Origin of the sequence: Pseudomonas sp. R3-56, from assembly GCF_051132075.1 — a bacterium.
GTDB lineage: Bacteria > Pseudomonadota > Gammaproteobacteria > Pseudomonadales > Pseudomonadaceae > Aquipseudomonas.
Genome location: NZ_CP071657.1, coordinates 1438753 through 1451928 on the forward strand (window position 1 = coordinate 1438753; position 13176 = coordinate 1451928).

Here is a 13176-nt window from a genome sequence, read left to right on the forward strand (position 1 = left end):
GATCACTGTCTTTTGGAGTTTGATGCTATGCGCAAGTCTGTTTTGCTGGTTGCTTCCTTTTCCACGATGGCGATGTTACTGACAGGCTGCCAGTCAAGCCTGACCGGTGACTCCTATTCCCGTGACGAAGCGCGTCGCGTGCAGACGATTCGCATGGGCACCATCGAGTCCCTGCGCCCGGTCAAGATCGAAGGTACCAAGACCCCGATCGGCGGTGCAGCCGGTGCGGTGGTGGGCGGTGTTGGCGGCAGCGCTATCGGTGGTGGTCGTGGCAGCATCGTGGCAGCCGTGATCGGCGCCGTGGCCGGTGGCCTGATCGGCTCCGCCACTGAAGAAGGCCTGACCCGTACCCAGGGTGTAGAGATCACTGTGCGTGAGGATGACGGCAGCATGCGTGCCTATGTCCAGCAGGTTCAGGAGAACGAAGTGTTCCGTGTAGGTGAGCGGGTGCGGATTTCGACTGTCGATGGTACGAGTCGCGTATCGCACTAAAGGCTATCGGTATGTATATCGTTGTTGCGGTAATGGCTACTGGAGGTTCCACTCTTACAGCGGGTCATTTTTGAAGAGCGCAAAAATATAAAACCGACCTGGTTTGATAGGTTTGCGTTTTCCTAGAAGGGGCGGGCTTGCTTGCGAAGACGGTGTGTCAGCCAATGAATATATTGGTTGGGCTGGCCCCTTCGCGAGCAGGCTCGCTCCCACAGGGATTCCATGTGTGCGGTGCAATCTGTATCTGCCGGAGATCTAATGTGGGAGCGAGCTTGCTCGCGATAGCGGTGGCTCAGCTACAGAGATGCTAAGCGCTTGTCGCGCTGTTGCTGTTGCTGTTGCTGTTGCTGTTGCTGTTGCTGTTGCTGTTGCTGTTGCTGTTGCTGTTGCTGTTGCTGTTGCTCTGCTTTTGACTTTGATCTCGGCGCCCCATTAACCACGCTGGCCGAACGCAGGCATTGCGCAGTGGGCATCCCGGCATGGATGCCGGGATAGCCGCGCTGGGCCAGGGACGGCCCTTCGCGGCGGGCCCACGGAGCAATGCCGGAGTGAGGGCACACCGAGCCCAAGCGAGGTGCCGAGTGGTGGGGCAGAGCGTTTTTGGTTACTTTTGGGGCTCTTCCAAAAGTGACTCGCCGTAAGGGCGAAACCCTAAGCCGCCGTTACCGCAGCAACGGATATACACACCATCTCATGACAAGAAGCAAAGCCCGCTGAACACTCAGGAGCTCAGCTTTGAAGGCTTACGACTAGCCATCGCCGTCACCCCATACCCAATCAACGCCGCCAGGATCGACCCGGTGAGAATCCCCATCCGATCCATCCCCGCATACTCACTGACCTCCGGCACGAACGCCAGGGAGCCGACGAACAGGCTCATGGTAAAACCAATGCCACAAAGAATCGCCACGCCCAGTATCTGCCCCCAATTGGCCCCGGCAGGCAGGCTGGCGATGCCGATTTTCACCGCCAGCCAGGTCAGGCTGAACACGCCGACCGTCTTGCCCAGCAACAGGCCGATTGCGATGCCCATCGGGACATGATGGGTAAAGCTCTCGACCGTGACGCCGCTCAGCGAAAGGCCAGCGTTGGCGAATGCGAACAGCGGCAAGATAATGTAGGCCACCCAAGGATGCAGCGCATGCTCAAGCGTCAGCAGGGGAGAGGTTTCAGCGTTTCTCGTGCGCAGTGGGATGCAGAATGCCAGCGTCACCCCCGCCAGCGTGGCATGCACGCCGCTCTTGAGCACACAGACCCAGAGAATCAAGCCGACCACCATGTACGGTCCGAGCTTGACCACGCCCAGCCGATTCATTGCCACCAGGGCTGCGATGCAGGCCGCGGCCAGCCCCAACGACAGGGTCGACAGCTCGCCGGAGTAGAACATCGCGATGATGACGATGGCGCCCAGGTCATCAATGATCGCCAGCGTCATCAGGAACAGCTTGAGCGATACCGGTACGCGCTTGCCAAGCAAGGCCAGCACGCCGAGGGCAAAGGCAATATCGGTAGCCGTAGGAATCGCCCAGCCAGCGAGCGCGGCGGGGTTGTCGCGATTGAGAAACCAGTAGATCAGCGCCGGCACCAGCATGCCGCCTATTGCCGCGGCCCCCGGCAGGACGATTTGCGACGGTTTCGACAGTTGCCCGTCGAGCACCTCGCGTTTGACCTCCAGGCCAATAAGCAGGAAGAACAGCGCCATCAGGCCGTCATTGATCCATAGCAACAACGGCTTGGCGATCTTCAACGCACCGACCTGGACGACCACGGGCGTGTCCAGCAGGCCGCCATACAGCCAGGACAGCGGAGAGTTGTTGATGACCAGGGCCAGCACGGCGGCGGCAATCAAGAGCAGGCCGCTGGCAGCTTCCAGCTGGAAAAACCGCGTCAGTGAGTTACGTAGAGCCAAGGTTGCTCTCCATTCATCAAATCAAAAAGATGGCACACCCTAACCCGTACTGTTTGTTGTTAAAACAAAAGTTATATTCTTTTTTGTTATATGTCGTTACAGCGCCTGCGCCGGGCATTCTGGCAGTTGCCGGGCACATTGGACCTTAGCTGTACCTGTGCGGGATGTCGTTTTTTTCCTAAGCTGGTGTCTCGTATTTCCTGAGTAGATCGTGCCCCCGGCCATCGGTCTGCCTGAAAGTCCTACCGGCCCTGCGAGAAAACACCATGAACGATCCCCGCCAATGGGCGCGTGAAGCCATCCGTATCATCGAGGCGGATTTCCAACGCAGTGCCGATACGCATCTGATCCCATTGCCGCTGGCCGGACTGCCGGGCATCGAGCTGTATTTCAAGGATGAGTCCAGCCATCCCACCGGCAGCCTCAAGCACCGACTGGCCCGCTCGCTGTTCCTGTATGCATTGTGCAATGGCTGGCTCAAGCCCGGTGCACCGGTGATCGAGGCCTCCAGCGGCTCGACGGCGATTTCCGAGGCGTATTTTGCGCGGTTGCTGGGCCTGCCTTTCATCGCGGTGATGCCTGCCACTACCTCCCGGGAAAAAATCGCCCAGATCGCCTTCTATGGTGGCCAGAGCCATCTGGTGGATGACCCTACGCAGATCTACGCCGAATCCGAACGCCTGGCCCGCGAACATGACGGGCACTTCATCGACCAGTTCACCTACGCCGAGCGGGCCACGGACTGGCGGGCGAACAACAACATTGCCGAGTCGATTTTCCAGCAGATGCGCTTCGAGCGGCATCCGGAGCCCACCTGGCTGGTCTCCAGCCCTGGCACGGGCGGTACAACGGCCACCTTGGGGCGCTACGTACGCTACCGCCAGCACAGTACCCGTGTGCTGTGTGCCGACGCCGAGCGTTCGGTATTTTTCGACTACTACCGCAGCGGCGATGCCAGCCTGCGCCTGGATTGCGGGTCGCGGATCGAAGGGATCGGTCGGCCACGGGTCGAAGCCTCGTTCCTGCCCAAGGTGATTGATGCGATGGTCAAGGTGCCGGACGCCCTGTCCCTCGCGGCCATGCACTACCTGGCCCAGCGACTGGGACGGCGGGTCGGCGGATCCAGCGGCACCAACCTGATCGGCGCGCTGATCGCCGCGAAGCGAATGGTGCAAGGCGGTGAGTCGGGGTCGATCGTGGCGATTCTGTGTGATGGCGGGGAGCGTTATGCCACGACTTATTACGATCCGGCGTGGCTGAAGGCCCAGGGGTATGAGTTGGACCCATTGATCGATGCGGTGGCGGCATGTGCGGAGCGCGGAGAAGCGCTGCCAGAGAGCGTGTTGCGGGCCAATATCTGAATCACTGGGATCCCCTGTGGGAGCGAGCTTGCTCGCGATAGCGGTGGATCAGCCAACGGATGAGTTGGAGGCCAAGCCGCCATCGCGAGCAAGCTCGCTCCCACAGGGGCCTGCTGTTCATTCAATCCAGATGAACAGCATTTTCACAGTGAATGGATGTCAGTCCTTCAAGCCAAGAATATCCCGCGCCACCGCTTCGGCGATCCGGATCCCGTCCACGCCCGCCGACAAGATGCCGCCGGCATAACCGGCACCTTCGCCAGCCGGGAACAGGCCTTTGACATTCAAGCTCTGCAGCGTTTCGTTGCGGGTGATGCGCAGCGGCGATGAAGTCCGGGTCTCGATGCCGGTGAGTACCGCATCATGCAGTGAATAACCACGGATCTGTTTCTCGAACGCCGGCAGCGCTTCACGGATAGCCTCGATGGCGAAATCCGGCAGGGCCAGGGCCAAGTCGCCAAGGGCAACCCCAGGTTTGTAGGACGGTTCGACGCTGCCCAGCGCCGTGGACGGCTTGCCGGCGATGAAATCACCCACCAGTTGCGCGGGGGCTTCATAGTTGCTGCCACCGAGCACGAAGGCGTGGGACTCCAGGCGTTCCTGCAACTCGATGCCCGCCAGCGGGCCACCCGGATAATCCACTTCCGGCGTGATGCCGACGACGATGCCGGAGTTGGCGTTGCGCTCGTTGCGCGAGTATTGGCTCATGCCATTGGTCACGACGCGGTTCGGCTCGGAGGTCGCCGCCACCACGGTGCCGCCCGGGCACATGCAGAAGCTGTACACCGAGCGACCATTCTTTGCGTGGTGCACCAGTTTGTAGTCGGCGGCGCCGAGTTTCGGGTGGCCGGCGTACTTGCCCAGGCGTGCGCTGTCGATCAGCGATTGCGGATGTTCAATACGAAAACCCACCGAGAACGGCTTGGCTTCCATGTACACGCCACGGCTGTGGAGCATGCGGAAGGTATCCCGGGCGCTATGGCCCAGGGCAAGGATCACGTGTTTCGAACGGATCTGCTCACCGCTGGCCAGCTCGATGCCAACCAGTTGGCCGTCCTCGATCAAAACGTCGGTAACTCGCTCGCCGAAGCGCACTTCACCGCCCAGGGCGCGAATCTGCTCACGCATGTTTTCGACGACGCCGGTCAGACGGAACGTACCGATGTGCGGCTTGCTGACATAGAGGATTTCTTCAGGGGCCCCGGCCTTGACGAACTCATGCAGGACCTTGCGTCCAAGGAATTTCGGATCCTTGATCTGACTGTAGAGCTTGCCGTCGGAGAATGTCCCCGCGCCGCCTTCGCCGAACTGCACGTTGGACTCGGGGTTGAGCACGCTTTTACGCCACAGGCCCCAGGTGTCCTTGGTGCGCTGGCGTACTTCCGGGCCGCGCTCAAGGATGATCGGCTTGAAGCCCATCTGCGCGAGCAGCATGGCGGCGAAGATGCCGCACGGCCCGAAGCCGACCACGATCGGCCGCTCGCTCAAGTCCGCCGGTGCCTGGCCAACCACCTTGTAGCTGATGTCCGGCGCTTCGTTGACATTACGGTCATCGGCGAACTTGCGCAGCACACCGGCTTCATCGCGCACCGACAGGTCGATGGTGTAGATGAAGCACAGCTCGGAGGATTTCTTGCGGGCGTCGTAGCTGCGCTTGAACAGGGTGAAGTCGAGCAGGTCATCACTGGCGATGCCCAGCCGCTGCACGATGGCAGGGCGCAAGTCTTCTTCGGGATGGTCGATCGGCAGCTTGAGTTCGGTGATTCGTAACATGACGGGGTCCGGTTCGCGGGGCGCACAACTGCGCCAAGGCGTTCTTCAAACCGGCGATTATAAGCCGCAATCCCGGTTTTCCGTGAGGTTAAAACCCGTCATGCGTCGAATCAGTCGTCGCGCGCGCCACCAAAGTAGGCGCAACCGCGCTGGACCTGACCGTTGACCCGCAACTCGGCGCTCATGTGCTGCACGCTGCCACTGGTGCTGTCGACGCAGCGTTGCGGCGTGACCCACAACTCGACCTTCTGGCCGTTGGCCTCGGTGCCGAGGTTGAAGCGGCCATCGCCCAACTGCTCCTCGACGTAAGGCACCGCCAGCGGCGGCTGCCCTTGGCGATCCAGGACCAGGCCCTTGCCGCTGGCCTTGAGTGTCCATTCAGGGGCATGTCCCGCTGCCCGCAGAATCACCCGTTTGAAGTCAACATCATCGCAAGCGGCCCCGGAGCGTTCCAGGCGATACAGCTGCTCGACGTCCAGCTGGCTGTCGGTGCCGGCCGCCGCGCTGGAAACGATACGCCCGCGCAGATCGGCGAAGAGTTTGCCGCGATCATCCGCCAGGGTGGCGGCTTGTTGCAGCACGCTGGTACCGCCGGTGTCGTTGACGATGTAGCGGCGCTGTTCCTGGCACGGCTGGAACACCAGTTTGCCATCGGCCGCCGTGAGTTCGCCCTGCATGCGCGTCTGGCCGGCATGGGAGGCGCTCTGGCGCGGGGCGTCGAGCAACTGGCAGCCGGCGAAAAGCGCAAGCGAGGCAATACACAACAGGGAACGGGCGGCACGCATCATTGGGTCTCCAGACAAGTGCCGCCACGTTACTCAGACTGATCCTTCATCACAAGGGGTTAGCCGACGTGAAAAGTCTGCCCGTTTTGCAGGCCTTCGACGCTCTTGGCGTAGGCCAATGCCACTTCAGCCGCAGGAACCGGCTTGTAGCCGCGGAAGTACGGCGCATATTTGTCCATCGCTTCCAGCAATACGTTCGGGCTTACCGAGTTGAGCCTGAGGCCCCGGGGCAGCTCGATTGCCGCAGCGCGCACAAAACTGTCGAGGGCGCCGTTCACCAGGGCCGCCGAGGTGCCGCTCTTGATCGGGTCGTGGCTGAGTACGCCGGTGGTGAGGGTAAAGGATGCGCCGTCATTGGCGAATTCGCGGCCGATCAATACAAGATTGACCTGACCCATCAACTTGTCTTTCAAACCGAGGGCGAAGCTTTCTTCGGTCATGTCGCCCAGCGGCGCGAAAGTGACGTTGCCCGCCGCACAAACCAAAGCATCGAAGCGGCCGGTTTTTTCGAAAAGGGCGCGGATCGAGGCGCTGTCGCTGATATCCACTTGCACATCACCGCTGTGGCGGCCGATACGGACAATTTCATGACGGGGCGACAACTCGTTAGCGATGGCCGAACCGATGGTTCCGTTGGCGCCGATCAACAGGATTTTCATGGACTGATCCTCAAATGGGGTGGACGAGGTTGCAGTCTAGAGTGGATTTTCCTCGGGATAAGCGTGCTAATAGGAAACCTTTGGTTTTCGTTTGGAAACAATCCAATGAGCGAGATCGATGATCTGGCAGCGTTTGCCGTGCTGGTCGAGGCCGGTAGTTTTACCCTGGCGGCGCAGCGGTTGGGATGCAGCAAGGGGCAGCTGTCCAAGCGCATCAGCCTGCTGGAGGAGCGGTTTTCAGTGATCCTGCTCCAGCGCACGACGCGACGCCTGAGCCTGACGGCGGCGGGTGCGGCGCTGTTGCCCCAGGCCCAGGCCTTGTTGGTGCAAGTGGAAAGGGCGCGTCAGGCATTGGCCCGCTTGCAGGGTGAAATTTCCGGGCCGGTGCGGATGACGGTGCCGGTTTCGTTGGGCGAAACCTTTTTTGAAGGGCTGCTGACCGAGTTCGCTCTCGCCTACCCCGACGTGCAGATCGAGTTGGAGCTCAATAACGGTTACCGCGATTTATCGCGCGATGGGTTTGATCTGGCGATCCGCTCGGATGCGGCGATCGACGAGCGGCTCGTGGCTCGCCCGCTGCTGGCCTGGCATGAACTGACCTGCGCCAGCCCGGCCTATCTGGAACGCTTCGGTGAGCCCGCGGTTCCCCAGGCCCTGGCGGAGCACAAATGCCTGCTCAACAGTCATTACAGCGGCCGTGAGGAGTGGTTGTACCACCAGCAACATGAATTGCTGCGGGTGCGGGTGTCCGGGCCGTTTGCCAGCAACCATTACAGCCTGTTGAAAAAAGCCGCCCTGGCCGGCGCTGGAATCGCCCGTCTGCCGTCGTATCTGCTTGACCAGGAACTGGCCGACGGCCGCCTGCGCTGGTTGCTGCGGGACTTTCAGACCCGTCGCATGCCGATGTACCTGGTGCATCCATATCAGGGAGGGTTGCCCAAGCGTACGCAGGTGCTGGCTGATTATCTGATTGAATGGTTCAAGCGCAGCGGGGAGGCGCTGGATCGGTTGTAGCCGGTCCCTGTGGCGAGGGAGCTTGCTCCCGCTCGGTTGCGCAGCGACCGAAAAATCTTAGGGCCGCTACGCAGCCCAGCGGGAGCAAGCTCCCTCGCCACAGGGATCTACGTCCAACATCCGAGCAAAAAAAACGGCCCGAAGGCCGTTTTTTCTATCGCGACAGACTCAACCGCCCAGGTACGCCTCGCGCACTTTCGGGTCGGTCAGCAGTGCTTCACCGGTGCCTTGCATCACCACGCGACCGTTCTCCAGCACGTACGCCCGGTCAGCGATCTTCAGCGCCTGGTTGGCGTTCTGCTCCACCAGGAACACCGTCACCCCATCCTTGCGCAGCTGTTCGATGATGTCGAAGATCTGCTGGATGATGATCGGCGCCAGGCCCAGGGACGGCTCGTCGAGCAGCAGCAGCTTGGGCTTGCTCATCAGTGCACGACCGATGGCGAGCATCTGCTGTTCGCCGCCGGACATGGTGCCGCCGCGCTGGGTAAAACGCTCTTTCAGGCGTGGGAAAAGGTGCAGCACCTTGTCCATCTGTTCCTGAAAGTCGCCCTTGTCGGTAAAAAAGCCGCCCATGGCGAGGTTTTCTTCCACAGTCAGCCGGGCAAATACCCGACGGCCCTCAGGTACCACGGCGATGCTCTTGCGCATGATTTGCGCCGAGTCCTGGCCCACCAGTTCCTCACCCATGTAGCGGATGCTGCCGCTGTGGGCCTGCGGCGAACCGCAGAGTGTCATCAGCAGGGTGGACTTGCCGGCGCCGTTGGCACCGATCAGCGTGACGATTTCGCCCTGGCGGACCTCGACGTTGACGCTGTGCAGCGCCTGGATCTTGCCGTAGAAGGTGGAAACGTTTTCGAACTGCAGCATTTACGCTTCCCCCAGGTAGGCTTTGATCACTTCAGGATTGTCGCGGATCTGTTCCGGCGTACCGTCGGCCAGGGGCGTGCCCTGGTTGATCACGACGATGTGGTCGGAAATGCTCATGACCAGCTTCATGTCATGCTCGATCAGCAGCACGGTCACGTTGTGCTCCTCGCGCAGCACGCTGATCAGCGCCTTCAGGTCTTCGGTTTCCTTCGGGTTCAGGCCGGCGGCCGGTTCGTCGAGCATGAGGATCCGCGGACGGGTCATCATGCAGCGGGCGATTTCCAGGCGCCGTTGCTGACCGTAGGCCAGGGTCCCGGCGGTACGGTTGGCGAACTCGGTGAGGTTGACCTTGTCCAGCCAGTACTCGGCGTACTCCATGGCCTCGCGTTCGCTCTTGCGGAACGCCGGGGTCTTGAACAGGCCGGCAAAGAAGTTGGTGTTCAAGTGACGATGCTGGGCGATCAGCAGGTTTTCGACCGCCGTCATGTCCTTGAACAGCCGCACGTTCTGGAAGGTCCGCACCACGCCCTTGCGGGCAATGTGATGACCGGGCAGGCCCTGGATCGGTTCGCCGTCCAGCAGGATGGTGCCGCCGGTAGGCTGGTAGAAACCGGTCAGGCAGTTGAACACGGTGGTCTTGCCCGCGCCGTTCGGCCCGATCAAGGCAACCACTTGTTTCTCTTTAACGGTCAGGGCCACGCCGTTGACCGCCAGCAGTCCGCCGAAGCGCATGCTTAAATTCTCGACCTTGAGGATCTCGCGGCTCATTTGCGCAGCTCCGTTCTTAGTTTAAGTTCGGGGCGTTGCATAGGCAGCAGACCTTGAGGACGCCAGATCATCATCAGCACCATCAAGGCGCCGAACATCAACATGCGGTATTCGCTGAATTCACGCATCATTTCGGGCAGCAGGATCATCACGATCGCCGCCAGGATCACACCCAATTGCGAGCCCATCCCGCCCAGCACGACGATGGCGAGAATGATCGCCGACTCGATGAAGGTGAAGGACTCGGGCGTCACCAGGCCTTGGCGAGCGGCGAAGAAGCTACCGGCGAAACCGGCGAACGCAGCACCCAGGGTAAAGGCCGACAGCTTGATCACGGTCGGGTTGAGACCCAGCGCACGGCAGGCGATTTCGTCTTCGCGCAAGGCTTCCCACGCACGGCCGATCGGCATGCGCAGCAGGCGGTTGATGACGAACAGCGCCGCCAGGGCCAGCAGCAGGGCGACCAGGTAGAGGAAGATCACCTTGTTGATCGAGTTGTATTGCAGGCCGAAGTACTCGTGGAAGGTCTGCAGGCCTTCGGCGGCTTTACGTTCGAAGGTCAGGCCGAAGAACGTCGGCTTCTCGATGTTGCTGATGCCGTTCGGGCCGCCGGTGATGTCGGTCAGGTTGCGCAGGAACAGACGGATGATCTCGCCAAAACCCAGGGTCACGATCGCCAGGTAGTCGCCGCGCAAGCGCAGGACCGGGAACCCCAGCAGAAAACCGAAGGTGGCGGCCATCATCCCGGCGATCGGCAGGCAGATCCAGAAGCTCAGGCCGAAGTAGTGCGACAGCAGCGCGTAGCTGTAGGCCCCGACGGCGTAGAAGCCGACATAACCCAGGTCCAGCAGGCCGGCCAGGCCCACGACGATGTTCAGACCGAGGCCGAGCATCACGTAGATCAGGATCAGCGTGGCGATGTCCACCGCGCCGCGCGAACCGAAGAACGGCCATACCAGGGCCACGACGATCAGGCCCAGCACGATCCAGCGCTGGGTCGACGGCAGGGTCAGGAAGTTGCTGGCCCTGGCCGGGATCACCGGCACGCCGGGCGACGCTTTCCACGCCGCACTGATCTGCGCGCTGAACAGCACCCGCAGGAACATCAGGACGGAACATACGGCGATGGTCGCCAGGATGGTCGGGCTGGTGCCGTGCACTTCCAGGTTGATACCAACGATGGTCAGTTTGAGACCGAGTACCGGATAGGCCACGGCCCAGACCAGCAGGGCGCTGAACAGCGCCGATTTGAGATGCCTAGTCATACTTTCTCAACCTCCGGACGGCCCAGGATGCCGGTCGGCCGGAATAACAGAACCAGAACCAACAAGCCGAACGCCACGACGTCCTTGTACTGGTCGCCGAAGATGTCGGCGCCAAAGGCTTCCGCCACGCCCAGCACCAATCCGCCGAGCATCGCGCCGGGGATGCTGCCGATGCCGCCGAGCACCGCGGCGGTAAAGGCTTTCAGGCCCACGAGGAAACCGGCGTTGGGGTTGATGACGCCATATTGCATGCTCAACAGCACCGCGGCGATGGCCGCCAGGGCCGCACCGATGACGAAGGTCAGGGCGATGATGTTGTTGGTGTTGATGCCCAGCAGGTTGGCCATCTTGATGTCCTCGGCGCAGGCACGGCAGGCGCGGCCCAGGCGGGAACGGGAGATGAACAGCGTAAGGCCGAGCATGGCGACCAGGGTCACCACGAACACCACGATTTGCATGTAGGAAATCAGCACTTCATGTGCCCCGCCTGGCCCGATGGCGAAGTTGCCCGGAATCAGGTTGGGAATGGATTTGTCCTTGGAGTCTTGCGAAAGCAGTACCGTGTTCTGCAGGAAGATCGACATACCGATGGCGGAAATCAGCGGGATCAGACGGTTGCTGCCGCGCAGCGGGCGGTAGGCGATCCGTTCGATGCTGTAGCCATAAGAACTGGTAACCACGATGCTCGCGATGAAAGCTGCGGTCATCAACAGCGGGACACTGTCGAGTCCCATCATGGCCAGCCCGGCGATGGCGATGAACGCCACGTAGGAGCCGATCATGTACACCTCGCCGTGGGCGAAGTTGATCATTCCAATGATGCCGTAGACCATCGTATAGCCGATGGCGATCAGGGCATACGTGCTGCCAACGGTCAGGCCGTTAACCAGCTGCTGGAAGAAGTGATAGATGTCAGGCATTACAGCGCTCCTAAAAACCTGATACGCATTTCACTGGTGGAGTCATTTTCCCGCTCGGGCCCCGTGGATCTGCATCCACTTCGAACACGAGGTTTGCCAGCGAACCGCTGATGACGGTTTTGAGATTTTCAGGTGGGGAGACTGGCGGATCACGCCAGCGCGGCCCAATACATTTAAAACAAAGCCCACGGCACGCCGTGGGCTTTATTGGCAGTCAGTCAGGCCAGGCCTTACTGAGGCGAAGCTTCGGTTTTAGGTTTGCCGAAATGCCACTCGTAAACCACGAACTTGAAGTCCTTCAGGTCGCCCTTGTCGTCGAAGCTCAAGTCACCGGTTGGCGTCTTGAAAGTGCCGGCGTGGATGGCTTCAGCCACTTTGGTCGCGTCTTCGCTCTTGGCAGCCTTGATCGCGTCGGCGATCACGGTCACAGCGGAGTAGGACGGGAATACGAACGGACCGCTCGGGTCTTCTTTCTTGGCCTTGAACGCGTCAGCCAGGGCGACGTTGGCCGGATCCTGGTCGAAGGATTTCGGCAGGGTCACCAGCAGGCCTTCGGAGGATTCCTTGGCGATTTGCGAGATGGAGTCGTTACCCACGCCTTCCGGACCCATGAACTTGGCTTTCAGGCCTTTTTCCTGGGCTTGACGCAGAATCAGGCCCAGCTCCGGGTGGTAGCCGCCGTAGTAGACGAAGTCGACGTTGGCTTGCTTGAGCTTGGCGATCATCGAGGAGAAGTCTTTGTCGCCGGCGTTCACGCCTTCGAAGACGGCCACTTTCACGCCTTTGCCTTCGAGGGTTTTCTTCACGGCGCTGGCGATGCCTTCACCGTACTGCTGCTTGTCGTGCAGGACCGCAACGATTTTTGGCTTGACGTGGTCGGCGATGTAGTTGCCGGCCGCAGGGCCTTGGGCGCTGTCCAGGCCGATGGTGCGGAAGATCATCTTGTAGCCGCGCGCGGTGATGTCCGGGCTGGTGGCGGCCGGAGTGATCATGATCACGCCTTCGTCTTCGTAGATGTCCGAAGCCGGCTGGGTGGAGCTGGAGCACAGGTGGCCAACCACGAACTTGACGCCGTCGTTGACGACCTTGTTCGCAACCGCGACCGCTTGCTTCGGATCACAGGCGTCGTCGTATTCAACGGCGACCAGTTGCTTGCCGTCGACGCCACCCTTGGCGTTGATCTGTTCGATGGCCATTTTCGCGCCACTGAACTGCATGTCGCCGTATTGGGCTACAGGGCCGGTTTTCGGGCCGGCGATGCCGATCTTGATGGTGTCGGCGGCAAACGAATGGCTGGCAACCCCGGCCAGAACCATAGCGGCAAACAGTTTGGAAATCTGCTTAGTAGCCTTAGTCATAG

At 60.9% G+C, this 13176-nt stretch carries 12 protein-coding genes; 3 read left to right on the forward strand and 9 right to left on the reverse strand.

Annotated features, from left to right (window positions below; translation table 11 throughout):
* Positions 1 to 27: 27 nt before the first annotated feature.
* Complete coding sequence (locus J3P96_RS06795; RefSeq protein ID WP_003184697.1) at positions 28 to 492, forward strand: glycine zipper 2TM domain-containing protein; 465 nt, start codon at positions 28 to 30, stop codon at positions 490 to 492.
* A gap of 721 nt (positions 493 to 1213) precedes the next feature.
* Here the strand turns inward: J3P96_RS06795 and nhaA are convergent.
* The gene (gene nhaA / locus J3P96_RS06800) at positions 1214 to 2401 is read right to left on the reverse strand and encodes a Na+/H+ antiporter NhaA (RefSeq protein ID WP_434656183.1); all 1188 of its coding nucleotides are present in this window, start codon (positions 2399 to 2401) and stop codon (positions 1214 to 1216) included.
* Positions 2402 to 2667: 266 nt separating this feature from the next.
* On the opposite strand from nhaA, the gene J3P96_RS06805 reads away from it, so the two are divergent.
* A complete protein-coding gene (locus J3P96_RS06805; RefSeq protein ID WP_434656186.1) occupies positions 2668 to 3762 on the forward strand; it encodes a PLP-dependent cysteine synthase family protein in 1095 nt (364 codons plus the stop codon).
* A gap of 159 nt (positions 3763 to 3921) precedes the next feature.
* On the opposite strand, the gene J3P96_RS06810 is transcribed toward J3P96_RS06805, so the two are convergent.
* From J3P96_RS06810 to J3P96_RS06820, 3 genes are all read right to left on the reverse strand, one after another.
* Complete coding sequence (locus tag J3P96_RS06810) at positions 3922 to 5535, reverse strand: NAD(P)/FAD-dependent oxidoreductase (protein WP_434656188.1); 1614 nt, start codon at positions 5533 to 5535, stop codon at positions 3922 to 3924.
* A gap of 110 nt (positions 5536 to 5645) precedes the next feature.
* The gene (locus J3P96_RS06815) at positions 5646 to 6320 is read right to left on the reverse strand and encodes a COG3650 family protein (protein ID WP_434658111.1); all 675 of its coding nucleotides are present in this window, start codon (positions 6318 to 6320) and stop codon (positions 5646 to 5648) included.
* Between the two features lie 59 nt (positions 6321 to 6379).
* Positions 6380 to 6979 carry a short chain dehydrogenase gene (locus tag J3P96_RS06820; protein WP_434656190.1) on the reverse strand — a complete coding sequence of 200 codons (600 nt, stop codon included), beginning with the start codon at positions 6977 to 6979 and terminating at the stop codon, positions 6380 to 6382.
* Positions 6980 to 7084: 105 nt separating this feature from the next.
* Here J3P96_RS06820 and J3P96_RS06825 point away from each other — a divergent pair, with 105 nt between their 5' ends.
* Positions 7085 to 7993, forward strand: coding sequence for a LysR family transcriptional regulator (locus tag J3P96_RS06825; protein ID WP_434656192.1), 909 nt, complete (start codon positions 7085 to 7087; stop codon positions 7991 to 7993).
* Positions 7994 to 8161: 168 nt separating this feature from the next.
* Here the strand turns inward: J3P96_RS06825 and J3P96_RS06830 are convergent, their stop codons facing one another.
* The 5 genes from J3P96_RS06830 to J3P96_RS06850 form a co-directional block, all read right to left on the reverse strand.
* The gene (locus tag J3P96_RS06830) at positions 8162 to 8863 is read right to left on the reverse strand and encodes an ABC transporter ATP-binding protein (protein WP_186613630.1); all 702 of its coding nucleotides are present in this window, start codon (positions 8861 to 8863) and stop codon (positions 8162 to 8164) included.
* Entirely contained in the window at positions 8864 to 9631 is a 768-nt protein-coding gene (gene livG / locus J3P96_RS06835; RefSeq protein ID WP_186613628.1) for a high-affinity branched-chain amino acid ABC transporter ATP-binding protein LivG, read from the reverse strand. It abuts the gene before it with no gap.
* On the reverse strand, positions 9628 to 10896 hold the full coding sequence (locus J3P96_RS06840) for a high-affinity branched-chain amino acid ABC transporter permease LivM (protein ID WP_434656195.1): 1269 nt from the start codon (positions 10894 to 10896) through the stop codon (positions 9628 to 9630). The genes livG and J3P96_RS06840 overlap by 4 nt, the downstream gene beginning before the upstream one ends.
* Positions 10893 to 11816: a high-affinity branched-chain amino acid ABC transporter permease LivH gene (gene livH / locus J3P96_RS06845; protein WP_014336891.1), complete on the reverse strand. Its 924-nt coding sequence runs from the start codon at positions 11814 to 11816 to the stop codon at positions 10893 to 10895. The genes J3P96_RS06840 and livH overlap by 4 nt, the downstream gene beginning before the upstream one ends.
* Before the next feature lie 230 nt (positions 11817 to 12046).
* Entirely contained in the window at positions 12047 to 13174 is a 1128-nt protein-coding gene (locus tag J3P96_RS06850; protein ID WP_434601653.1) for a branched-chain amino acid ABC transporter substrate-binding protein, read from the reverse strand.
* Positions 13175 to 13176 lie beyond the last annotated feature (2 nt).